This window comes from Acinetobacter sp. Z1 (assembly GCF_024296945.1).
Lineage (GTDB): Bacteria > Pseudomonadota > Gammaproteobacteria > Pseudomonadales > Moraxellaceae > Acinetobacter > Acinetobacter beijerinckii.
Genome location: NZ_CP101115.1, coordinates 1,181,347 through 1,202,831 on the forward strand (window position 1 = coordinate 1,181,347; position 21,485 = coordinate 1,202,831).

Sequence of the window (21,485 nt, forward strand, 5' to 3'; positions counted from 1 at the left end):
GTCGCAGTTTAGCATATTGATTTTTTGGGCAAATGGCACAAGCGATCAAGCAAGCTATTCGTTTGAATTTTTATCTAAAATTAAAATCTGTGATGCGTAATCTTCTAGGTGCCCAGCAAAATAACCTGCGACATCCAATGTTTTTAAAGGGTCATATTGTACTTTATTGTATTGGATGTAATTTTTTATAGTGTCGTATAGCATGCATAAACCTAAAAAACCAACTGCAAAAATGATAAAGACTAGCCATTTTTGAGCTTGATTAAAAAAGTAAAATGAAATACTCAGCAGACACAAACTGGTCAATAGAATTACCAAGTTTTTAAAACTTAGTATTGGTTGACGAGGTAGGCGATGCTCCTCAATTATTTGCTTTAAATCATCTTGAAAATACAATGAAATAAAAAATGCAGCGTGTGGAAGGTCGAAATTAAGTGTTGTGAGAGACCAATCTAAATGTGATGTGACATTGAATTGTTCAAGCTGTTCTCTAGGAAAAGAAACAGTTTGTTGGTTTGAATTTAAAAATTGGCAAGAGAGTGATAGAGCAGAATTCTCTTTGAGAAGCGCATCTAATAAACGTATTTGTTCGTTGCTATATTCTGAGAACTTAACATTTCGCGGCAATGCTTTGATAGGTGGTAAATCAGAAATAACCTCTTGATACGATACTTTAATTCTTTCTATAAGCTGTTGTTCATCTAGGGGTTGAGTCATGATTTATCTATATTTATGATTCGGGTGGAGTCATACCAAATTGTAAATAAGCCATATTGGTTGCAATACGACCTCGAGCAGTACGCATGACATAACCTTGTTGAATTAAATAGGGTTCAATCACATCTTCAAGTGTTCCACTATCTTCAGCCATTGCTGCGGCTAAGGCCTCAACACCAGTCGGTCGTCCTTCAAAACGTTCTAAGAGCATAGATAAATAACGGCGATCTAAAGTATCTAAACCATCTTTATCGACATTGAGCATATCCAAAGCACGTTGAGCCATATCTTGTGTGACTTCACCAGTTCCTTTAACTTGAGCATAGTCTCTTACACGACGCAACAAGCGATTGGCTATACGTGGTGTACCACGTGCACGGCGAGCAATTTCTGTTGAACCCTCTTTAGTAATTGGCACGTCCATTAAATTGGCTGAGCGAGTGACAATATGTGTTAAATCTTCAACAGAATAGAATTCTAAGCGCTGCACAATACCAAAGCGATCGCGTAAAGGAGAGGTGAGTAATCCTGCACGTGTGGTTGCAGCGACCAAAGTAAATGCAGGCAAATCGAGCTTGATCGAACGTGCGGCAGGCCCTTCACCGATCATAATATCGAGTTGATAATCTTCCATTGCTGGATAGAGAATTTCCTCAATAACAGGTGAAAGACGATGGATCTCATCAATAAATAGAACGTCGCCCTCTTCTAAGTTGGTCAACATCGCTGCCAAATCACCAGCACGTTCTAATACAGGACCAGAAGTTGATTTTAAATTACCGCCCATTTCACGGGCGATAATATTGGCTAAGGTCGTTTTACCTAAACCCGGTGGACCAAAAATCAGCGTGTGATCTAAAGCTTCACCACGTCCACGAGCAGCGCCAATAAAGATTTCCATCTGCTCACGAACCACAGGCTGACCAATATAATCAGCTAGGGATGTTGGGCGAATCGCACGATCAAAATGATCTTCTGGTTTTTCAGAACCACTGATTAAACGGTCTTGCATAATAACTTCAGTCTGTCTTTATTTATTCAATGATTTTAGTGCTGCACGAATGATATCACTGGCTTCAGTAAAATCTGCTTTCACTGATTGAATCAGTTTTTGTGCTTCAAGCGGTTTATAGCCTAAAGATTGTAAAGCAGCTTCTGCTTCAGCAACAGCTGAGTTTCCTGTAAATTGAATTTGAGTTGATGTTGAATTATTTGGAGTTGCATTGGTTGAAAATGCTTTGAAGCGATCACGTAATTCAATCATTAAGCGTTCAGCGGTTTTAGTACCCACACCTGGAACTTTAACCAATGTTTTTACATCACCGTTTTCAACAGTATGGATTAACATATCAATGCTCAGGGTTGAAAGGATACCAAGCGCCATTTTAGGTCCGACACCATTTACTTTAAGCAAAGTACGGAAAATGATTTTTTCTTGTGCGTCAATGAAGCCATAAAGTTGTTGAGCATCTTCACGAACGACCAAATGTGTCCATAAAGTGACTTTCTGTCCTTTTTGTAATTGGCAAAATGTTGAAAGTGGCGTATCAATTTCATAGCCGACACCATTTACATTTAGTAATACAGTTGGGGCTTCTAAGGCAAACACTTCGCCAATTAAACATCCGATCATCGAGTCTTTCACTTATTTTGTTAATGGTTGAATAGTAGATGCCATTTCTTCTAAACGCAAAATAGCTTTTAGAATTTCTTTACGATTTCGTGTGGATTTTATCCAAGCAGGTAAGCGAGAAAAATAACTACCATTTCCAGTTTGAGAGGTTCGCTCTCGTAACCCAGCTTGAATAAATGTTTTGAGTTCTTTTAAGTGTTCAATATTATAAACAGAAATCACGCCATGCTGAGTTTGGGTTTTTAAATAGAGTTCTAAGACGTAAAAGGTGTAGCCGATGTTTTGATCTAAAATGAAATTTAGTCCATATTGCTCAAATTTTGATATATATTGGCAAAGGCGACACCTTGCCCGAATAAATGGGGGTAATGAGCCTACATTCAGCAATTTTTGCTTTGCTCTCAACCAGACTCCACCACATTTTTGGCAGCGTTGGTATGTCGTTGCTTCATAATGTCCATTATGAAGCTGAGGAGTATCATGATTTTGGTTAATTTGATAAGCGTAATTTAAACAGCTCAAAAAAAATGTACCTTGATACCTGTTTTTTTCAGGCGCTCGAGATTTATGATATTTTAAGAGACTTGGCTGATTACATTTAGGGCATTTAACCCATTGATCAAGATAAATAAAACTTGATAGATAAACGCCATTATCTATATGCCGCCCAAGCATTAAAAGAACCCAACTTTATTACCTTGTAACTCTTGTGCCAAGTTATAAGCTTGATGGTCAGAAAACTTACTAATGATATCTAGGACTTGCATAATATTATTATAGTGGTTGTTTTGCAGATTTACCCCTGAATGCTGCAAAATTGACATTAAACGTTGTTCTTTAAAGCTTAATGTTTTGTGCGGCATAGTCAAAGGAATAAAAGCATCCAAAATTGTTTGTAGGCTTTGATGCGCAATAATCTCTAAACCCGACTTTTGTGGATGTTCAAAAATTCGATCACGTGCAAGATTTTTCGCCGTTTGAATACCTGTTTCAATATCTGATGAGCAATACTGCAAAAGGCTTCCTTTGAGTTGCCCTGTAATAATTTCATAATGTTTTTTTGCAAAAGCAGTGGTCACTTCATCAACCAAACGCTTCATGACACGCCCACGCAAAGCCGCAATTTTTTGCTGCCAAGTCGTGTGAGGTAAATGTAATTCTTCTGGACGACCAAAGTCAGCAATTAGGTTCAGGAAAATAGGCTCAACTTCTTCATAACTCAGCATGTTTAGAATAATGCCATCTTCTAAATCGATCAGTGCGTAACAAATATCATCTGCTGCTTCTAATAGATAAGTGAGTGGGTGACGACAATAATGATAATCGCCGAGTTGAATGAGACCGAGTTGTTCTGCAAGTTGTTTTAAAATTTCTTTTTCAGATTGATAACAACCAAACTTGGCACGTTGATGCGATGGCGTGTCACCTTGTTCTTCAATAGTCTTTGAAAGCCATGGATATTTTAAGTAAGCACCTAGTGTCGCGCAGGTGAGGCGCATACCACCATCATCAGGATGGTAGTCAATACGGCTGAGTAGACGAAGTCCTTGCGCATTGCCTTCAAATTGACGCACATCGGCTGCTTCTTCTGGAGTCAGTTTAGTTAGAAAGTCTCTATGTGATGCATCATCAAACCATTCACGAATGGCATATTCACCTGCATGACCAAATGGCGGATTGCCAATATCGTGAGCTAAACATGCCGCTTGAATGATCGCACCGACATCTGCGGGAGAAATCCACATCGGTAATTCATCTTTGATTTTTTCTGCGGCTAACATGCCAAGTGAACGACCAATACAAGAGACTTCAAGCGAATGAGTTAATCGTGTATGAATTCCATCATGTTGAGTGAGTGGATGAACCTGTGTTTTTCTATTCAGTTGGCGAAAGCTTTGAGAAAATATAATTCTGTCATAATCCTTGTGGAATGGGCTTCGAGCCAATTCAGTACTACTTTTTTTGCTACCTAAACGAATTGCAGAAAGCAACTCTACCCAACGCATTTGTTCCATTCATCATTATTCACTATGAGTTCAGGTTCATCATGCCAAAAAAAAGATTAAAGCACTAGAGTAGGGCGACATAAGTTGTCTTAGATAGGTGGGTCATCGTTTATAATTTTGTATTTAATAATCATTTGACTAAGCTAAATCATCTGAATATTAAATTTTCAGATCAGTTTATTCAAAACACAGAAGAAATAGTTTCAATTACTTTAAATTAGGAATGGAGAAACTGAACACTATGTGTTTAAGCAGTCAAAGTATGCAAATTTTCTTAGACATCATTCAATATAAAACGTTATTTATGCACACACACAACTCTCATTAATTCGTGAAGATGGAATACACAAGACTAGTGCTTTGAATGATCAATTCTTAAAAAATGCTTGTTATTTCTAGAAAAGGAAAGTCATAGGTTGGAAAATTGATATATGTATCACGTTAAATGAATTGTTACGAATAAAGTAAAACCAATCAAGTGAGACAGAATTAAAGCATTCATCGTCGAAAACTCTGATTTTTAAGTTGGATATGGCTAGCTGAAAAGAGGCTTTCACAGTAGAATATGCGCTCTCTCATAAGTCACATTGTGGTAGGTTCGTTAGACCCGCCCGTGGAGCCAAAGTCAACATGTTTATCGTGGCCGGTGCATCAGCACATTCTTCTTTTAAGAAAGCTCAACTCTTAAACCGTTTAGCGTCAATGAGTTCTGTTCAATCTTTTGACAGCCAGTGGGTTTATTTGTTTGATCAAGCGCTCAACGAGCAGCAACATCAATCGGCATTACAACTTTTAAACGATGGTCAATCTTTCGAACTTCGCCAAGCTGCAAGTGATGAAATCCAAATTTTAGTGACACCGCGTGTTGGCACAATTTCTCCGTGGTCATCTAAAGCAACCGATATTTTCCAAAACTGTAATACTCCAATTCATCGTTTAGAGCGTGGTCTGTTATTCACCTTGAAAGGTGTGAAAGAGATTTCAAATGAAGTGAAATTGGCTTTACATGACCGTATGACAGAGAGTGTTTTTGCTCAGATTGATGATGCAAAAGCGTTATTCTTAGAAACAGCGCCGAAACCATTGAACTCAATTGATATTTTGAGTCAAGGTAAAGAAGCGTTAGTGAAAGCCAATAATGAATTTGGTTTTGCGCTCTCTGACGAAGAAATTGATTATTTAGTTGCAGCATTTACCAAACTCGGTCGTAATCCAAATGACATCGAATTGATGATGTTTGCACAAGCAAACTCTGAACACTGTCGTCATAAAATCTTTGGTTCTGAATGGACAATTGATGGTGAAAAACAGCCATTGTCATTGTTCCAAATGATTAAAAATACCTATAAAGAATCTCCAACCGATGTGTTATCAGCATATAAAGATAACGCTTCTGTGATTGTAGGTTATGACACTATGCGTTTTTATCCGAAAGCGGATGAAAATGGTCACTTCGTTTATAAATATAAGAGTCAAGCTGCTCATATTCTAATGAAGGTTGAAACACACAACCATCCAACTGCAATTGCTCCATTTGCAGGTGCTGCAACAGGTTCGGGCGGTGAAATCCGTGATGAAGGTGCAACGGGTCGTGGTGGTAAACCAAAAGCAGGTTTAACAGGCTTCACCGTTTCAAACTTAAATATCCCTGGTTTTGAACAACCTTGGGAAGAAAACTACGGTAAACCTTCACGTATGGCATCGCCATTACAAATCATGATTGAAGGTCCACTCGGTGGTGCGGCGTTTAATAACGAATTTGGCCGTCCTGCATTGAATGGTTACTTCCGTACTTTCGAACAGAATGTCAATGGTGAAGTGAAAGGCTTCCATAAGCCGATTATGATCGCTGGTGGTTACGGTAACATTCGTCCTGACCATGTTGAAAAAGATGCGATTCAACCGGGTGACTTGCTCATTGTATTGGGCGGTCCTGCAATGTTGATCGGTCTTGGCGGTGGTGCAGCGTCTTCTGTAGACAGCGGTACCATGGGCGAGAGCTTAGATTTTGCTTCTGTACAACGTGAAAACCCAGAAATGGAACGCCGTTGCCAAGAAGTCATCGATACCTGCTGGCGCTTAGAAGACTTTAACCCAATTGTGTCTGTACATGATGTGGGTGCGGGTGGTGTATCTAATGCGATGCCAGAACTTGTAAATGATCATGAGTTAGGCGCAGTGCTTAACCTCCGTAAAATTCCATCATTAGAGCCAGGCATGAGCCCGATGGAAATCTGGTCAAATGAAGCACAAGAACGTTATGTGCTTGCCATTCGTCCAGAGTCTTTAGAACAGTTTGAAGAAATTTGTGCACGTGAGCGTTGTCCGTTTGCGGTGCTTGGTGAAGCGACTGAAGCGCGTCACTTAACTGTTGAAGATCCGTTGTTTGAGAACAAGCCTGTTGATATCCCAATGCAGGTGATCTTAGGCGGTACACCGCGTATGCAACGTTCGTATGAAACGATTGAGCGTACAGGTAATGACTTTGATGCTGCAAAAGTTGATTTGAAAGATGCGATTTTCCGCGTATTGAAGAATCCTACAGTGGCATCTAAATCGTTCTTGATCACCATTGGTGACCGCTCGATTACTGGTATGGTTGCACGTGATCAAATGGTTGGCCGTTGGCAGGTTCCTGTTGCAGATGCAGCGGTAACGACGACAAGCTTGCAAGGCTTCACAGGTGAAGCAATGGCAATGGGTGAACGTCCACCAGTGGCATTATTGAATCCTGCTGCATCTGCGCGTTTAGCAGTTGCTGAGGCAATTACCAATATTGCTTGTGCTAACATCGAACAAATTAGCGATATCAAACTTTCAGCAAACTGGATGGCAGCGGCAGGTCAAAAAGGTGAAGACCAAGCCTTGTTTGAAGGTGTGAAAGCGATTGGTATGGAAATGTGTCCTGCATTAGGCATCGCAATTCCAGTTGGTAAAGATTCACTTTCAATGCGCACCACTTGGAATGATGGTGAAGATAAAGCTGTTACTTCTCCAATGACCGGTGTGATCACGGCATTTGCACCTGTTTTAGATGTACGTAAAACATTGACACCTGAATTGAAGAACTTAGCAGATTCAGTATTAATTCGTATTGATCTGTCTAAAGGTCAATTCCGTCTAGGTGGTTCGATCCTTGCACAAGTATATAAAGCAATCGGTTCGGTTACTCCAGATGTTGATAGTTTTGATGACTTCAAAGCATTCTTTGCCTTGATTCAAGACTGGAACAATCGTGGTGTGATTAAGGCTTACCATGACATCGGTGATGGTGGTTTATTGGCAACTGTTGCTGAGATGATGTTTGCTTCACGCTTAGGTGTAGCTTTAGAAAATCAAACCACTGAAAGCTTATTTGCTGAAGAAATTGGTGCTGTATTACAAATTACAGCAGCTGATTGGGCGCAGTTAGAAGTTGAAGTTGCGGCATCTAGCTTGAAAGATGCCATTGCAGTTGTTGGTCGTGTGAATACAACTGATCAATTGGGTGTAAATGGTTTAACTTTAGAACGTGCTGAATTACAACAAGCATGGGCAGAGGTATCGCATCAGATCCAACGCTTGCGTGACAATGTTGAAACGGCTGATCAAGAGTTTGCTTTAATTGCAGATAAAAACCATAAAGGTTTAATTGCACAACCGACTTATGACCTTAATGAGCCAGTTGAAGCGCCGTTTATCAATACACGTCGTCCAAACATGGCAATCTTGCGTGAGCAAGGTGTGAACGGTCATGTTGAAATGGCAGCTGCTTTTGACAAAGTCGGCTTCAATACCATCGATGTACACATGAGTGATTTACTTGCAGGTCGTGTCAGCTTGAGCGATTTTGAAGGTTTAGTCGCTTGTGGCGGTTTCTCATACGGTGACGTAATGGGTGCTGGTGGTGGCTGGGCGAAATCAGTATTGTTCAACCCGAAATTACGTGATCAGTTTGAACAGTTCTTCCATCGTGAGAGCACTTTCAGCTTAGGCGTATGTAATGGCTGTCAAATGATGTCGCAACTTGCACCACTGATTCCAGGTGCAGAGCATTGGGGCCGTTTCCACCGTAATACCTCAGAAGTATTTGAAGCACGTGCTGTTAACGTACGCGTAGAAAAATCAGTTTCTGTCTTGCTTGAAGATATGCAAGGTTCGATTTTACCAATTGCTGTTGCGCATGGTGAAGGTCGTCTGGTTGCAACTGAACAGCAAATTGCTGCTTTAAATGCCGAGAACCAAGTGATCTTGCGTTATGTGGATAGCTTGGGTAATCCAACTCAGCACTATCCATTGAACCCGAATGGTTCACCTGAGGCGATTACAGGTCAAACTTCTAAAGATGGTCGTGCAACCGTAATGATGCCGCATCCAGAGCGTAACTTCCGTGCTTTACAGCATTCTTGGAAGCCAGAAGACTGGGCTGAAGATGGTGCTTGGTTGCGTATGTTCCGTAACGCACGTAAATTTATTGGTTAATTAAACAACTGATGAGTGAAAATGCCACTTTTTTAGTGGCATTTTTTTTGGCAAGTCGTCGATTTTGCAGAAGAATAAGTTTTACAAGTGTATTAAAAATAAGTTATTGATAATAAATATTATTTTAAATTTTATTGATTTTTTTGTGCTATTCTTCTTCGCTTGAGGGGGAGTAACTACGATGAAAAAAATATTGATTTTATCTATGCTATTAACAGGATGTTCAACTGCATATCAACCTAATAGCTTGTTAGGACAGCAAGGATTTGCAGAAAAAGAATTATCTCAAAATCACTTTAGAGTCAGCTTTAAAGGTAATGAAAAGACATCCGAACAACGCGCAACTGACTTTGCATTGTTGAGAGCATCTGAACTCATGCTTGCAAAGGGTTGTACAAATTTTAAAGTGTTCAATACTGCAAGTGAGATGAAAAGTAGTTTGATCTTTCCACAAACACACAAAGTAAATGCATTTTCGAGCTCTATAGAAAATCGGATTTATAGCAAAGCTGATAGTTTTTCTAAACTATATGCACCACAGTCAACAATTGAAGTTGGATGTGCTACAGAAAATGTAAGTGATGAAAATAAAATCTATGCTTCAGCTTCGATTAAAGAGTCAATTCAGCTCAAATACCAACTTTTAGAAAAATAAGAGATTTAAAAAATATTGCTCTAGTCAAGTTTTTAAATCTTATAAGTGATCTCTATTTTTAACTATCAGCGTTAATGCTCGATTTAGAAAGAAGATTGTATTGATCATTCACTATCATTAAGCTGTACCAACCACCGCAAGGTGGTTAGTGCGTTTAGGGTAGTTAAAATTCAATTCGTAATCTTGATAGAGAAAAACAATGAAATCAAAAATCAATTTTCAAGAATTTGCTTTGTTGATGGCATTATTAATGTCGATCGTTTCGTTCTCAATTGATGCCGTATTACCAGCTTTAGGTGAGATTGGAAAAGTTTTTATTTTACAGAATGATAATCAAGCACAATGGGTCATCATTACAATTTTCTCTGGTATGACCTTAGGTCAGTTGATTGCAGGGCCATTATCGGATGCGATTGGACGTAAACGGATTTTATTTACAGGGATTGTCATTTACTTTCTAGGAAGCTTGTTGTGTTATTCCACACAAAGTTTTGAATGGTTTTTAGTTGGGCGATTTATTCAAGGAATAGGGGTGTCTGGCCCTTATGTAGCTTCAATTTCGATTGTGCGAGATAAATATAGTGGTGCTCAAATGGCACGTATCATGTCTTTGATAATGATGGTATTTATGGTTGCACCTGCTGTAGCGCCGAGTTTAGGGCAATTGATTATTCATTTCTTTGGATGGAGAGATATTTTTGTCTTATATATGGTTTACGCAACCATCGTTGGATTATGGATTGCTTTAAGTTTAGAAGAAACGTTAGTTCCAGAAAATCGTTTACCTATGCGTGTACAAGCATTCAAAGATGGTTTTAAGGAAGTGGTGAGTAATAAAACCACGATGAGCTATCTATTGTGTGCTGGCTTTTGTTTTGGTGGGTTTATTGGTTATTTAGGAACTTCACAACAAATTTTTATGCAGCAATTTGGTAAAACAGGTGCAGAGTTTAGTGTTTATTTTGCTGTGTTAGCAGGTGTGATGGGGATTGCTTCATTTACTAACTCTAGAATCGTAATGAGGTTTGGCATGCGTCCAATTTGTATTTATGGTTTCTTAGGTTTATGTTTAATTTCTTTAATATTCCTGATTATTCAGCTTGTTGGCGTTCAGATTTCTTTTTGGATGTTTATGTTGTATGCATGCATTCTATTTTTATTGTTTGGAACTTTATTTGGTAATTTAAATGCAATCGCTATGGAACCGATGGGGCATGTCGCAGGGATGGCTTCAGCGATTATTGGTGCATCATCATCAATACTTTCTTTGATTCTGGCTTCGATCATTGGGCAACTTTATGATGGTACATTGATTCCAATGACCTGCGGTTTTGTGATTTTATGTGGTTTGGCTTTTACGATGACAATATATGAGAAGCGATATTTAAAAGCTTTAGAGTGTGTAGGTGGTTAAACTTATAGACCTAAGATAAATTACTATTTAAGCTGATTTTTTAGGCTTCTTAGAGAAAAAAATGAAGAAAGTTGTCCCTGTAATTCTAAGACATCCAACGCAAGGTTTGGAAATATTAGCTTTTCGGCATCCACTTGCAGGGAGCCAATTAGTTAAAGGGACAATAGAGCAAGGAGAAAAATATGATGAAGCTGCAATTCGTGAGTTATTTGAAGAAACAGGACTGACTGCTGAACTAAACCCGAAGTTTATGGGAAGTTTTATGCTCAAATCTAATCAGCAAGATTGGTATTTCTATTTGTGTGAGGTAAAGAGTGAATTGACTGAAACTTGGGTACATCATTGTCATGATGACGGTGGTTTAAATTTTAATTTCTTTTGGTTTCCGTTAGATCAGAAACCTAGAGAAGATTGGCATGAAACTTTTCAAGAGGCGTTATCATTCCTGAAAAAGATTTTAATTATCTAATTGTACTAAAGCCCATCTTCTCTTGGTGAAAGCCAATTTTTATATTTATCTCTTAAAGCATGCCTTTTTACATCGTTAAAAATAATAAAATCAATACCACCATCATAGGGTGCAATTATGATGTTCTGCTCAAAAGAAACCATAAAAGCTCGAACCTCATCATCAGCGATCTTTTTCAACAAGTCATTGTGTTGATTCGATTGCCAAGTTGCTTTTACAGAGCATGGTCTAAAGTAATGATCTTCATCTTCTCCATCATAATATTCAGGATTAGCTTGGGTTAAGTTGATTTCCTGCTCTAAATGAAATGTGTATCCAAGCCTAAAGGCAGGGTCATAAGCTTTAATGTTTCTGCTAAATGTAAAGTAATGACCCGAAACAATGAATATAGAAGCATCATCTCCCAAGCAGTCTGTAATAATTTCATTATGTCGATTTAATAACAATTCATATTCGGCAGGCGTATCCGCATACCTTTTTGATTCGGGCAAGCTATGGATTCTTAACCAAGATTGTGGAAAGTAGTGCTTAAGTAGGTGAGAAATTGGGAGGTTGTTGGGATAGAACTGATCCCATTGAGATTGGAAAGAGTTGCTCATATTTTGAAATCGAAGAATTTAGTAATATATTATTAATATAATTTGGAATAATTAATTTAAGAAGTAAAAATTTAGGAAAATAGATTCATATTAATTTTTACTTTGAAAAAATGGTTCAATTTTTGCTTTCTCAATAATGATCATAAGAATCGGAGAACAACATGATGAAAAATGCAAATCACATGAGAACAATCCATAGCAAAGATAAAGGTTGGTTTTGGTTTGGCTTAACGGTTGCTATCCAAGTTGTATTCATTGCTGTTAGTTACCTTTTTATGAATATTCCGCTTTGATATTTCATTGTTTTTGAGCTTATGATTGATGATCAGACAAAGATCAACATCATTAAGAATATGCTAAAACTTATTTATTACGTGCCTGAATCACATCTAGAATCCACCAAACAGGCTATTTTTGACGCTGGTGCAGGCGGTATTGGCAATTATGAGAGTTGTGCTTGGCAAGTGAAAGGAATAGGGCAGTTTAAGCCTGTTAAAGGTGCAAATCCATTTTTAGGACAATTAGACGAACTAGAACAGCTTGAAGAATGGCGTGTAGAAACCATTGTGCCTGAAGAAAAAGCCAGTGTCGTGGCAAAGGTATTAAAGGCAGGCCATCCTTATGAAGAGCCTGCCTTTGAGTTTATTCAAATATTAGATATTAAATAATTTAGATTTTTTGAATGAATAAATCACGATCAAAACGATATTGCGGAAAGAACACGCCATCTTTGGCACGTTCACCTGCGCCGATCACCATCACAGGATATTGTTGATCATTTAACTTTAAAATTTTACGAACCAAAGGTTCATCAAAACCTTCCATCATACAACTATCAAAACCATAAGCGCGTAAAGCCAATACAAGGTTTTCACAGGCTAAAGCTGTGGTTTTAGTTGCCCATAATTTGGCATCGGCTGGGTTAAATGCAGTCACAGGAAGTTGTTTATCAAGTGTACGGGCTACTTTAAATGCAACTTTTTTGAAGTTACCTAATGCATTGAAATAACCTGTTTTATAGTTGTAAGGAATAAAGCGGTAATACTTTTGAACTGCTGGTGGTGCTTCGGGAAATGGAAACTCGGTGATATTTAGTTTTGCCATCTCATCAACACGATCTGTTCTAGCGACACATACGATTAATTCGGATGCAGTTTTAGCAGCAAGTTGTCCTAAACACGCTTTAACCAATTGCTTTTTCTTACTCGGATTTTGCACTACATAGAATGTCCAAGGCTGTAAGTTTGATGAGTTGGGTGCAAGCAGTGCCAAATCTAAACATTCATCTAAAATCTCACTTGGAATCGGTTTATCCGTGAACTTACGTACTGAACGACGGCTTTCAATGACTTTACGGAAATTGGCAACATCAATATCTTGAGGGGCAGGTTCGTAGTAGCGTTTTTTTTCGGTTTGATTTTGTTCAGACATGAGAATAAATGTTCCTATAAATTTGTTGTTAATATTGGGACGTTAAATAAAAAAACCACCCAGTGTTGACTAAGTGGTTTGTATAAAAACAGTGAAATGTATTAATTGAACTGTGAGAAGTCAGGCTTACGTTTTTGCATAAATGCTTGTACAGCTTCCATCATTTCAGGTGAGCGTACACGCTGCATAAAGATTTCAGCTTCTTCATCGACACAAGCAATAATTTCAGCTAAGTCTTTTTTCATTAGCGCTTTACTTTGTTTTAGAGATGCTAAAGGTAATGCTGCTAAATGTTGAGCGGTTTGTTGGGCGGTTGCATAGGCATCTTCAACAACGTCATTTACAAGATTTGCTTTTACTGCTGTTGCTGCATCAAATTTCTTCGCTGTGAATAATAATTCAGCCGCTTTTTGATAGCCTGCTTGTTTGACCAATAAACGGCTCGCCGCACCTTCAGGAGAAAGACCTAAACTTACGAATGGAATTTGGAATAGGGCAGTATTGTCTGCAAATACGATGTCAGCATGTAATAAGATTGTTACACCAATACCAATCGCAACACCTTTCACTGCAATAATGAGTGGCTTAGAAAAACGAGCCGCAGCTTTTAATAATACAAATGGAGGTTGATCACCCGCTTTGCCTTCATATGGCTTTTGCATAAAGCCCATGAAGTCTTTCATATCATTACCCGCAGTAAAATCTTGTTCTGCACCACGGAAAATCACAACACGTACATATTTATTTGTATCAGCTTCATCTAATGCTTTTGCAATCCAAAGATAAAGTTCACCGTAGAGTGCATTTTTGGCTTCTGAACGGTTAATGGCTAAGGTGAGTACGCCATCTTCTAAATTTGCTTGCAAATGTTGATGAGGTTGTTGAATACAGCTAAGTGTCATCGTACTATCCTTGCATTAATCCAGATTGATTTTTTAAAGTGCTCTCATTATGTCGCATATTTGCGTTACATAGTGCAACTGATGAGTTCACAAAAAGTGAAATTACGCCTATGTACACATTTGACTATCTTGTTTTTATTGGACGCTTTCAGCCTTTTCATTTGGCACATCTACAAACCATTGAAATTGCGTTACAGCAAAGTCAGAACGTGATCTTGGCATTGGGTTCAGCGCAATCAGAACGGAATATCAAAAATCCTTTTCTAGCCCATGAGCGTGAGCAAATGATTCTGTCTAATTTTTCAGAAGATGATCAGAAACGGATTCATTTCGTGCATGTAGTTGATGTATATAACGATGAAAAATGGGTCAAACAAGTCAAAACCTTGGTTAATCAAGTGGTTCAGCCAAATGCAAAAGTAGGTTTGATTGGTCACTTTAAAGATGAATCTTCGTATTATTTAGCTTTATTTCCTGAATGGGAAATGGTTGAGTTGGATAGTTTAAAGGATTCAATTTCGGCCACGCCTATGCGAGAAGCTTATTATCGAGGTGAGATTCAAACTGAATTTTTCCCTAAAGGCACGATTAAATTTTTGACCGAATTTAAAAATACAAAAGTCTATGCGGAATTGCAGCGTAAATATCTTGAGGGTGATAAAAGTAATTTGGATGAATGTTTTTAAGATTTTAGTTCTTTAAGTAGAAAATCGATGAAAACACGAATATGGAAAGATTCGTGTTTTTTTGATGGATAAACTAAAGAAAATGGGCGTGAAGTGCCTGAAAATTTGCTAAGCACTTCAATCAAATCTCCATTCTTAAGCTCATTTTCTACAATAAAACGATAGGTTTGTAATAAACCAGCGCTATGTTTTGCCAGTGTAACCGTGCCTAAAATATCGTCTAGGCAACGAATATTTCCCGCACTTTGATATTCAATTATTTGTTGATTTGAGTTAAATAGCCATGGAACGTTTTTCCCCGTGCTAGGGAGAACAAATTGAATGCATTGATGATGCTGTAAATCTTCAAGGCTTTGCGGTGTTCCGAATTGTTTTAAATACTCAGGCGACGCCACTACAATCAGTTCAGCCTGTTCTAGTTGCCGTGCAATCAAATTTGAATCAGAAAATTGTCGTCCACGAATCGCCAGATCATATCCTTCTGCTATAAAGTCCACATTTTTATTGGTTAATTGAACATCTACTTTGATGCTTGGATATTGCTGTGAAAACTTTGCCAATAAAGGCAGGATACGATAGTGTCCATACGGTGTTGGAACACTGATACGAATTAAACCAGAGGGTTGCTGTGTTTGATTTTTGAGTTGCTGTTCTGCTTCTAAAATTTGATTCAGCGCTTGCTTACATTCATCAAAATAGATTTTCCCTTGCGCGGTTAAACGGACTTGTCGAGTCGTTCTTACAAACAGTGGGGTCGCTAAATGCTTCTCTAATCGAGCAATGGAGCGACTGACCGCTGCTGGACTCACACCTGCATGTAAGGCTGCCTTAGAAAAGCTTTCATATTCTGCTACTAAGCAAAACAATTCGACGCTACTAAACATCATCCGTTTTAGAGGGTGATTCATTCATTACACCATGTAAAAAATGATTTGAGTTGTAAGCTATTTAAGCACATATAAGTAAACAATAAGATGATTCCCATACCTTGTATGGAGTTATTTTTATGAAATTGTTCTATTCACCAAATGCCTGTTCTTTAGCCCCACATATCGTTTTAAGAGAGCTTGGACTTCCATTTGATTTAATCAAAGTCGATTTGCAACAGCATTTAACTGAACTGGGTGAGGACTTTTATCTGCTCAATAAGAAGGGACAAGTACCTGTATTACAGCTTGAAGATGGTTCTTTTTTAACGGAAGGTGCTGTGATTAGTCAGTTTCTTGTTGATCAATTCGAACGTAGGGATTTGTTAGCTGAAATAAACACGGTAGAGCGTTATCAAACACTTTCTTGGATGAATTTTATTGCTGCAGAAATTCATAAAGCATATTCACCATTTTTCCATGAATCCTATGGCGAAGATTCTAAAACTATCTTTAGTACGATTTTAAATAAACACTATGCGTGGGTTGATCAACAGTTAGATGGGCAAAACTATTTAATGGGAAGTAACTTTACCATTGCTGATATTTATCTATTTGTGGTGACACGCTGGGCTGACTTTATTGGTCTTGATCTTGGGCATTTTATTCATTTAACAGCTTTTATGCAGCGAATTGCTCGTCGTCAAACGGTTCAAGATACAATAGCAGCCGAAGCATCTTAGTATTCTTACCATATATAAAATTATAAAAGGAGATACGCATGCCTTATATTTTAATTCAAATTACTAAAGAAAATGTCTCTACTGCACAGAAACAACAGTTGATTCAAGAGGCTACAGATTTAGTGGTTCGGGTGCTTCATAAAGATCCAGCTACTACATTTGTGGTCATTGATGAAGTTGATACAGAAAACTGGGGTGTGGCAGGCGAATCAGTTTCGACCATACGCAATAGACAAAGAATAGGTACATAAGATGCAAAATAATTCGATAACTAAGATTCAACAGCAACTGGAAAAATACTTTGATGGTTTGTACTTTTGTGATGTGGATAAATTGCAGGACGTATTTCATTCCGATGCAACTTATATCAACGCTACGGATGATCCGATGCTTAAGTTAGATATGGATAGTTATTTCGCTATTGTGGAAAAGCGTATTTCACCCGCATCTCAAAACCAATTAAGACAAGATAAGGTTATAGCGATCAATTTGATTCATGATCAGTTAGCGATGGTACATGTTGAATGTGTGATTGAACCTAAATATTTTTACGATGCACTAACATTGGTACAAAAGCAGGGTGAGTGGAAAATTATTTCTAAAGTCTTTCATTATCAACTTTTAGCGGATTAATTAAGCATCTTCCCAAAAAATAATTCGATTGGAAAAGGGATCAGTTATACTTAGTTCTAATGTTTCCCAATCTGTTTTTTCAACTTGAGGTTTAGCAAACTTATAGTCCTTGACCTCAAGTTCATTTTTTAACAGGCTGAGATTCTGCCAATAAATACGAATCGCGCTATGTGGACTCGCATCACCAAAATGTTCAGATAAATGAAGAATACAATCATCTTTGGAAATTTGTAGATAAACTGGGAAGTTATCCCCAAATGTATGTTGCCAGTCGATTTGAAAGCCTAAGTAGTCAAGATAAAAAGATTGTGCGAGTTCAATATCAAAGATACGAAAAATAGGGATGATTGAACCATTTTGCATGTTTATTCCTTATTAACGAACACCAAACTGTTGAGTCCAGTAACTCTTTTGTTTGGCAGTTTGATTCAATGAACAGGCGACCGCATAATCTGTAAATTTGGGATGCATTAAATTACTACAATGCACAGAACTAGCAAGCCAAGTTGCCATCACTTCATTTAAATTTTTCTGTCCTCGTGCGACATTCTCACCACCACCTTTACCTTTGAAGCCGTATTGTTTTAAGCGTGCTTTTAAATCTAATCCTGTTGTGCTGATATGCCCAAGAAAAGCATGGCTTGCCATATCTTTAGTATGAGCAACAGCACTGTCATATAAGTTCTGATTCCATTTTAATGGCGCAACAGCAGCAAAATATTGTTTGCCGCATTGCCGTCCTTGTTGCCTAATTTCATTAATTGCATTGATGATCATTTGTTGATAAGCAGGATTTTGTATATCTTGGCAACGGATTTCTGTTGTTGCAATTTGAATCTGTGGTACAGAGACTAAGTTTTCTTCTGCCGTTGCGGTTTGTGGCGCATTTGTATTACATGCAGAGAGTATAAAAAATAAAGGAGAGCAATAGAGTGGGATGCGATAATTCATTTTTAATGTCTTTAATTATTTTAATCTTTTCATCATACGCTAAGGTATAAGCAGTGAGCAATTTTACCATAACAAAAAAGCGAGCATGGAACTCGCTTTTTTGTTACCCAACATGTTTATACGGTTTGTAAGGCTTTTAGATCTTCGAGTACTTGTTCAGCATGTCCAGCTGCTTTAACTTTGCGATAGCTTTTCACTAATTTTTTGTTGTGAAAAATAAAGGTTGAACGTTCAATACCCATCACTTGTTTGCCATACATATTTTTCTCTTTAATGACATCGAAGTGTTTGCATAAGACTTCTTCTTGATCACTTATTAAATCGATGCTAAGCGACTGTTTCTCAGTGAAGTTTTGATGTGCTTTAACCGAATCTCGTGATACACCAATAATTTGACAATTTAAGGCATCAAACTGATCTTTTAAGCAAGAAAATCCAACAGCTTGAGTCGTACAACCAGGTGTTGAGTCTTTAGGATAGAAGTATAAAACTAACCATTCACTTTGGAGCTCAGTTAGGTTGATTTTACCTTGAGTCGTTGGGAAAATTTGGTTCGGTAATTGAATATTCTCTGACATTTTTCATCCTTCAATAAACATTATCATTGATCTAATTCAAGTGGTAAAAAAGCATATTCCTCATGATAAACAATATCGCCCCGACTTACAGGAATAGCTTTGTTAAAAATTGGTCCATCAATGACCGTGGTGTGAAATTCACCGCCTTCGCCACATGGATCAATGCCACGATTTTCTAACTCTTGGATGTATTCTTGAGTGAGGATTTTGCCTAAATCTTCAATTTGCATACCGAGTTTAAGATTGACGGTCACCAGAATACTGATAAAACCAAGACCAATAAACTCTTCTACCACTTCTTTATGTGGGCGCAACCACAGTGGCATGCCCAATTTTAGTCCCACTTGCTGAGTCACTTGATCATGCCAGCAGCCATGTTGAGGCATGTCTAAATCACCAGTGACCAGTACTTCAGCACCTTGTTGTTTTGCTTGATTGAGCAGTGCAATAAACTTACTTTCATAATCAGCCCAACTCGATGATGTCATATAAACAGGTAAACCAATCGCATCAGCTTGAGCACGGATAATATCCAGTGGCATTGCGTGTGAGCGTGAGCGTTGACCTTGTTCTTCTAGCATTACAATTAGTCCAATCACAGTACCTGTTTGCATGGCGTGATATAAGGCGAGGGAACTATCTTTGCCACCACTAAAAGATACGATTGATTTCCGTTGTTCGGCATTAGTTTTCCATTGATCTTGCATGGTGTTATTCAATTGATTCAAAGTAAAAGAGATTTTAGCAAACCCCAATAAAAAAGCCCGCATAATTGCAGGCTTTGTTTTCAGCAATACAAGTTTACTTTTTAGGAGCTTGTTGCTGAGCAGCTTTCATTGCTTCTTCAGTTAGTTTTTCTAACTTAGATACTAATGGAGCACCTAGACATGCTTGTAAGTCTTTATTTTGCTGTTGAACAAAACCTAAAGAACTTGGACTTTTCTTCGCGTTGATTGCGCTTTGAATTTCCCATTTCTGAGCTTCAGTCACTTTACCTTGCGCATCAATTTGACAACCACAGAACTTGCTTACTTCAGCCGCTGTAAGTTTTCCGCCTTTAGCTGTTTGGTCTTTACAAACATTGACTAATGCAGATTTCACATTGGTACTTTTATATGCAGCTTGCAATGGGTTATCAGCTGCATATGTTGCCGTTGCGAATAAAGCAGCAGCTGACATCATTGTAGAAAGAATAAGATTTGATTTAGAAAACTTCATATAATGTACCTAATTTTTTACCCTATATCGGTTATTCAGCGTAGCGCGTAGGATCCGCAATACCTGCTTCGATAAAACCTTGTTGACGTAAACGACAACTGTCGCACTTACCACATGCACGTCCTTGAGCATCTGCCTGATAGCAGGATACCGTTTGACTATAGTCTACGCCATGTTCGATACCTAAGCGTATAATATTCGCTTTGGATAAATGTAACAAAGGTGTTTCAATTTTAAGGGGTTTTCCTTCAACGCCAGCTTTCGTTGCTAAACGCGCGAGATTGGCAAAAGCGTCAATAAATTCAGGACGACAATCTGGATATCCTGAATAATCAACAGCATTGATACCAATCACGATGGCTTTTGCGTCAAAAACTTCTGCTGCGGCAAGGGCATAAGATAAAAAAATAGTGTTACGTGCTGGAACATAAGTTACAGGAATGCCTTCTTGTAATTGTTCTGGAACATCAATGTTATGATCTGTAAGCGCAGAACCGCCTAAATTACCTAAATCAATGTTAATGACACGATGTTCAACACCCGCACGTTGTGCTAATGCTCTAGCAGCATCAAGTTCTGTGGTCGAACGTTGACCATACATAAAACTTAAAGCGATACATTCATAATTTGCCTGTGCCCAAGCAAGACACGTTGTTGAGTCTAAGCCGCCAGACAATAATACGATGGCACGAGAACGCATATTATTTTCCATTATTCAACCTAAAATAAATTTGATGAAAGCAGTGATTGGTTAAAATTGCTTTGAGAACTTTTTAACGACCAGATTCGTCATTCCATAACAACTTATGTAACTGTAATTGGAATCGAACAGGGAGATGGTCTTCTAAAATCCACTGGGCTAAGTCACGTGCCAATGCTGGTAGGGTGACTGCACCTTTTTCAACAGCAAAAGCAGGAGAAAACCAAACGGTACTTACTTTGTCTTGCAACTGCAATTGTTCAAGTTGCAGTTTTGACCATTCATAGTCAGCACGATTACAAATCACAAATTTAATCTGATCGTGTTGAGTTAAATAGTCGATATTGGTAAATAAATTACGATGATCTTCATTAGAAGTTGGCGTTTTTAAATCAAGAACTTTAGAAACACGCGGATCAACTTTAGATACATCTAATGCGCCGCTTGTTTCTAGAGAAACTTCAAAACCAAGATCACACAAACGCTGTAACAAGATCAAGCAATTGGGTTGAGCAAGCGGTTCGCCGCCAGTAACACAAATATAAGGTGTTTTATGTTGGTTAGCAGTTTCAATAATCTGTTCAAGTGACTGACGTTCGCCACCTTCAAACGAATAAGTGGTATCGCAATAACTGCAACGTAATGGACAGCCTGTTAAACGAATAAAAACCGTTGGTAAGCCAAAAGTATTCGCTTCGCCTTGCAAAGAATAAAAGATCTCTGTAATGCGTAAACCCGCCGCAGGATCTGAGACAGGAATTGCAGAGGAACGTAAGGAAGCCATAAACAGTTACCACAAACAGGTGCTATACAAGTAGCATGT

At 38.2% G+C, this 21,485-nt stretch carries 26 protein-coding genes; 10 read left to right on the top strand and 16 right to left on the bottom strand.

The window, feature by feature from the left end; genetic code table 11:
* Positions 1-54: 54 nt before the first annotated feature.
* Genes NGC85_RS05430 through NGC85_RS05450 form a run of 5 tightly spaced genes read right to left on the bottom strand, consistent with a single transcriptional unit; the run spans position 55 to position 4,365 of the window.
* Positions 55-717: a hypothetical protein gene (locus NGC85_RS05430; protein ID WP_254805105.1), complete on the bottom strand. Its 663-nt coding sequence runs from the start codon at positions 715-717 to the stop codon at positions 55-57.
* Positions 718-730: 13 nt separating this feature from the next.
* The gene (ruvB, locus tag NGC85_RS05435; protein ID WP_005062635.1) at positions 731-1,729 is read right to left on the bottom strand and encodes a Holliday junction branch migration DNA helicase RuvB; all 999 of its coding nucleotides are present in this window, start codon (positions 1,727-1,729) and stop codon (positions 731-733) included.
* A gap of 18 nt (positions 1,730-1,747) precedes the next feature.
* A complete protein-coding gene (ruvA, locus tag NGC85_RS05440; protein WP_254805106.1) occupies positions 1,748-2,350 on the bottom strand; it encodes a Holliday junction branch migration protein RuvA in 603 nt (200 codons plus the stop codon).
* A 12-nt stretch (positions 2,351-2,362) separates the two neighbouring features.
* Positions 2,363-3,025: a hypothetical protein gene (locus NGC85_RS05445; protein ID WP_254805107.1), complete on the bottom strand. Its 663-nt coding sequence runs from the start codon at positions 3,023-3,025 to the stop codon at positions 2,363-2,365.
* A complete protein-coding gene (locus NGC85_RS05450) occupies positions 3,025-4,365 on the bottom strand; it encodes a deoxyguanosinetriphosphate triphosphohydrolase (protein WP_005054968.1) in 1,341 nt (446 codons plus the stop codon). The genes NGC85_RS05445 and NGC85_RS05450 overlap by 1 nt, the downstream gene beginning before the upstream one ends.
* A 621-nt stretch (positions 4,366-4,986) precedes the next feature.
* On the opposite strand from NGC85_RS05450, the gene purL reads away from it, so the two are divergent.
* The 4 genes from purL (at position 4,987) to NGC85_RS05470 (ending at position 11,355) form a co-directional block, all read left to right on the top strand.
* Positions 4,987-8,817 carry a phosphoribosylformylglycinamidine synthase gene (gene purL / locus NGC85_RS05455; RefSeq protein WP_254805108.1) on the top strand — a complete coding sequence of 1,277 codons (3,831 nt, stop codon included), beginning with the start codon at positions 4,987-4,989 and terminating at the stop codon, positions 8,815-8,817.
* A gap of 181 nt (positions 8,818-8,998) precedes the next feature.
* Positions 8,999-9,472, top strand: coding sequence for a hypothetical protein (locus tag NGC85_RS05460; RefSeq protein ID WP_254805109.1), 474 nt, complete (start codon positions 8,999-9,001; stop codon positions 9,470-9,472).
* 199 nt (positions 9,473-9,671) lie between these two features.
* Entirely contained in the window at positions 9,672-10,886 is a 1,215-nt protein-coding gene (locus tag NGC85_RS05465; protein WP_254805110.1) for a multidrug effflux MFS transporter, read from the top strand.
* A 61-nt stretch (positions 10,887-10,947) separates the two neighbouring features.
* A complete protein-coding gene (locus tag NGC85_RS05470) occupies positions 10,948-11,355 on the top strand; it encodes an NUDIX domain-containing protein (protein WP_254805111.1) in 408 nt (135 codons plus the stop codon).
* 5 nt (positions 11,356-11,360) lie between these two features.
* On the opposite strand, the gene NGC85_RS05475 is transcribed toward NGC85_RS05470, so the two are convergent.
* Positions 11,361-11,954 (bottom strand): hypothetical protein, encoded by a 594-nt coding sequence (locus NGC85_RS05475; protein WP_254805112.1) that lies wholly within the window; start codon positions 11,952-11,954, stop codon positions 11,361-11,363.
* A gap of 161 nt (positions 11,955-12,115) precedes the next feature.
* Here NGC85_RS05475 and NGC85_RS05480 point away from each other — a divergent pair, with 161 nt between their 5' ends.
* The gene (locus NGC85_RS05480; RefSeq protein WP_254805113.1) at positions 12,116-12,247 is read left to right on the top strand and encodes a KGW motif small protein; all 132 of its coding nucleotides are present in this window, start codon (positions 12,116-12,118) and stop codon (positions 12,245-12,247) included.
* A 60-nt stretch (positions 12,248-12,307) separates the two neighbouring features.
* A complete protein-coding gene (locus tag NGC85_RS05485) occupies positions 12,308-12,622 on the top strand; it encodes an NGG1p interacting factor NIF3 (RefSeq protein ID WP_254805114.1) in 315 nt (104 codons plus the stop codon).
* A gap of 1 nt (position 12,623) precedes the next feature.
* On the opposite strand, the gene NGC85_RS05490 is transcribed toward NGC85_RS05485, so the two are convergent.
* Together NGC85_RS05490 and NGC85_RS05495 are read right to left on the bottom strand one after the other, a co-directional pair.
* Positions 12,624-13,385 (bottom strand): nitroreductase family protein, encoded by a 762-nt coding sequence (locus tag NGC85_RS05490; protein WP_243484381.1) that lies wholly within the window; start codon positions 13,383-13,385, stop codon positions 12,624-12,626.
* Between the two features lie 101 nt (positions 13,386-13,486).
* Entirely contained in the window at positions 13,487-14,287 is an 801-nt protein-coding gene (locus tag NGC85_RS05495) for an enoyl-CoA hydratase-related protein (RefSeq protein ID WP_254805115.1), read from the bottom strand.
* 110 nt (positions 14,288-14,397) lie between these two features.
* Here NGC85_RS05495 and NGC85_RS05500 point away from each other — a divergent pair, with 110 nt between their 5' ends.
* Complete coding sequence (locus tag NGC85_RS05500; RefSeq protein WP_254805116.1) at positions 14,398-14,973, top strand: nicotinate-nicotinamide nucleotide adenylyltransferase; 576 nt, start codon at positions 14,398-14,400, stop codon at positions 14,971-14,973.
* Here the strand turns inward: NGC85_RS05500 and NGC85_RS05505 are convergent.
* Positions 14,970-15,881, bottom strand: a complete 912-nt coding sequence (locus NGC85_RS05505) for a LysR family transcriptional regulator (RefSeq protein ID WP_254805117.1) — start codon at positions 15,879-15,881, stop codon at positions 14,970-14,972. The genes NGC85_RS05500 and NGC85_RS05505 overlap by 4 nt on opposite strands.
* A gap of 98 nt (positions 15,882-15,979) precedes the next feature.
* On the opposite strand from NGC85_RS05505, the gene gstA reads away from it, so the two are divergent.
* From gstA to NGC85_RS05520, 3 genes are read left to right on the top strand one after another with little or no spacing between them, the layout of a single operon-like run.
* Positions 15,980-16,582 (top strand): glutathione transferase GstA, encoded by a 603-nt coding sequence (gstA, locus tag NGC85_RS05510; RefSeq protein ID WP_254805118.1) that lies wholly within the window; start codon positions 15,980-15,982, stop codon positions 16,580-16,582.
* Between the two features lie 38 nt (positions 16,583-16,620).
* On the top strand, positions 16,621-16,833 hold the full coding sequence (locus NGC85_RS05515) for a 4-oxalocrotonate tautomerase family protein (protein ID WP_254805119.1): 213 nt from the start codon (positions 16,621-16,623) through the stop codon (positions 16,831-16,833).
* A gap of 1 nt (position 16,834) precedes the next feature.
* Positions 16,835-17,215 carry a nuclear transport factor 2 family protein gene (locus NGC85_RS05520; RefSeq protein ID WP_254805120.1) on the top strand — a complete coding sequence of 127 codons (381 nt, stop codon included), beginning with the start codon at positions 16,835-16,837 and terminating at the stop codon, positions 17,213-17,215.
* Here the strand turns inward: NGC85_RS05520 and NGC85_RS05525 are convergent, their stop codons facing one another.
* The 7 genes from NGC85_RS05525 to queE form a co-directional block, all read right to left on the bottom strand.
* Positions 17,216-17,578 (bottom strand): glyoxalase superfamily protein, encoded by a 363-nt coding sequence (locus tag NGC85_RS05525; RefSeq protein ID WP_254805121.1) that lies wholly within the window; start codon positions 17,576-17,578, stop codon positions 17,216-17,218.
* Positions 17,579-17,590: 12 nt separating this feature from the next.
* Positions 17,591-18,166, bottom strand: coding sequence for a CAP domain-containing protein (locus NGC85_RS05530; protein WP_254805122.1), 576 nt, complete (start codon positions 18,164-18,166; stop codon positions 17,591-17,593).
* 116 nt (positions 18,167-18,282) lie between these two features.
* Positions 18,283-18,744: a peroxiredoxin gene (locus NGC85_RS05535; RefSeq protein ID WP_254805123.1), complete on the bottom strand. Its 462-nt coding sequence runs from the start codon at positions 18,742-18,744 to the stop codon at positions 18,283-18,285.
* A 23-nt stretch (positions 18,745-18,767) separates the two neighbouring features.
* The gene (locus NGC85_RS05540) at positions 18,768-19,451 is read right to left on the bottom strand and encodes a diphthine--ammonia ligase (protein ID WP_254805124.1); all 684 of its coding nucleotides are present in this window, start codon (positions 19,449-19,451) and stop codon (positions 18,768-18,770) included.
* A 94-nt stretch (positions 19,452-19,545) separates the two neighbouring features.
* A complete protein-coding gene (locus NGC85_RS05545) occupies positions 19,546-19,962 on the bottom strand; it encodes a hypothetical protein (protein ID WP_254805125.1) in 417 nt (138 codons plus the stop codon).
* 31 nt (positions 19,963-19,993) lie between these two features.
* Positions 19,994-20,662, bottom strand: coding sequence for a 7-cyano-7-deazaguanine synthase QueC (gene queC / locus NGC85_RS05550; protein WP_212749955.1), 669 nt, complete (start codon positions 20,660-20,662; stop codon positions 19,994-19,996).
* Between the two features lie 73 nt (positions 20,663-20,735).
* The gene (gene queE, locus NGC85_RS05555) at positions 20,736-21,446 is read right to left on the bottom strand and encodes a 7-carboxy-7-deazaguanine synthase QueE (RefSeq protein ID WP_254805126.1); all 711 of its coding nucleotides are present in this window, start codon (positions 21,444-21,446) and stop codon (positions 20,736-20,738) included.
* Between the last annotated feature and the right edge of the window lie 39 nt (positions 21,447-21,485).

Excerpts from the sequence above, each read along its gene's own strand:
- NGC85_RS05525 (WP_254805121.1), bottom strand. The coding sequence starts at position 17,578 with ATGCAAAATGGTTCAATCATCCCTATTTTTCGTATCTTTGATATTGAA.
- NGC85_RS05445 (WP_254805107.1), bottom strand. The coding sequence starts at position 3,025 with ATGCTTGGGCGGCATATAGATAATGGCGTTTATCTATCAAGTTTTATT.
- NGC85_RS05495 (WP_254805115.1), bottom strand. The coding sequence starts at position 14,287 with ATGACACTTAGCTGTATTCAACAACCTCATCAACATTTGCAAGCAAAT.
- NGC85_RS05540 (WP_254805124.1), bottom strand. The coding sequence starts at position 19,451 with ATGCAAGATCAATGGAAAACTAATGCCGAACAACGGAAATCAATCGTA.
- gstA (WP_254805118.1), top strand. The coding sequence starts at position 15,980 with ATGAAATTGTTCTATTCACCAAATGCCTGTTCTTTAGCCCCACATATC.
- NGC85_RS05505 (WP_254805117.1), bottom strand. The coding sequence starts at position 15,881 with ATGAATCACCCTCTAAAACGGATGATGTTTAGTAGCGTCGAATTGTTT.
- NGC85_RS05545 (WP_254805125.1), bottom strand. The coding sequence starts at position 19,962 with ATGAAGTTTTCTAAATCAAATCTTATTCTTTCTACAATGATGTCAGCT.
- NGC85_RS05480 (WP_254805113.1), top strand. The coding sequence starts at position 12,116 with ATGATGAAAAATGCAAATCACATGAGAACAATCCATAGCAAAGATAAA.
- ruvB (WP_005062635.1), bottom strand. The coding sequence starts at position 1,729 with ATGCAAGACCGTTTAATCAGTGGTTCTGAAAAACCAGAAGATCATTTT.
- queE (WP_254805126.1), bottom strand. The coding sequence starts at position 21,446 with ATGGCTTCCTTACGTTCCTCTGCAATTCCTGTCTCAGATCCTGCGGCG.
- NGC85_RS05530 (WP_254805122.1), bottom strand. The coding sequence starts at position 18,166 with ATGAATTATCGCATCCCACTCTATTGCTCTCCTTTATTTTTTATACTC.
- queC (WP_212749955.1), bottom strand. The coding sequence starts at position 20,662 with ATGCGTTCTCGTGCCATCGTATTATTGTCTGGCGGCTTAGACTCAACA.
- NGC85_RS05460 (WP_254805109.1), top strand. The coding sequence starts at position 8,999 with ATGAAAAAAATATTGATTTTATCTATGCTATTAACAGGATGTTCAACT.
- ruvA (WP_254805106.1), bottom strand. The coding sequence starts at position 2,350 with ATGATCGGATGTTTAATTGGCGAAGTGTTTGCCTTAGAAGCCCCAACT.
- NGC85_RS05450 (WP_005054968.1), bottom strand. The coding sequence starts at position 4,365 with ATGGAACAAATGCGTTGGGTAGAGTTGCTTTCTGCAATTCGTTTAGGT.
- NGC85_RS05535 (WP_254805123.1), bottom strand. The coding sequence starts at position 18,744 with ATGTCAGAGAATATTCAATTACCGAACCAAATTTTCCCAACGACTCAA.
- NGC85_RS05465 (WP_254805110.1), top strand. The coding sequence starts at position 9,672 with ATGAAATCAAAAATCAATTTTCAAGAATTTGCTTTGTTGATGGCATTA.
- purL (WP_254805108.1), top strand. The coding sequence starts at position 4,987 with ATGTTTATCGTGGCCGGTGCATCAGCACATTCTTCTTTTAAGAAAGCT.
- NGC85_RS05485 (WP_254805114.1), top strand. The coding sequence starts at position 12,308 with ATGCTAAAACTTATTTATTACGTGCCTGAATCACATCTAGAATCCACC.
- NGC85_RS05515 (WP_254805119.1), top strand. The coding sequence starts at position 16,621 with ATGCCTTATATTTTAATTCAAATTACTAAAGAAAATGTCTCTACTGCA.
- NGC85_RS05520 (WP_254805120.1), top strand. The coding sequence starts at position 16,835 with ATGCAAAATAATTCGATAACTAAGATTCAACAGCAACTGGAAAAATAC.
- NGC85_RS05500 (WP_254805116.1), top strand. The coding sequence starts at position 14,398 with ATGTACACATTTGACTATCTTGTTTTTATTGGACGCTTTCAGCCTTTT.
- NGC85_RS05470 (WP_254805111.1), top strand. The coding sequence starts at position 10,948 with ATGAAGAAAGTTGTCCCTGTAATTCTAAGACATCCAACGCAAGGTTTG.
- NGC85_RS05490 (WP_243484381.1), bottom strand. The coding sequence starts at position 13,385 with ATGTCTGAACAAAATCAAACCGAAAAAAAACGCTACTACGAACCTGCC.
- NGC85_RS05475 (WP_254805112.1), bottom strand. The coding sequence starts at position 11,954 with ATGAGCAACTCTTTCCAATCTCAATGGGATCAGTTCTATCCCAACAAC.
- NGC85_RS05430 (WP_254805105.1), bottom strand. The coding sequence starts at position 717 with ATGACTCAACCCCTAGATGAACAACAGCTTATAGAAAGAATTAAAGTA.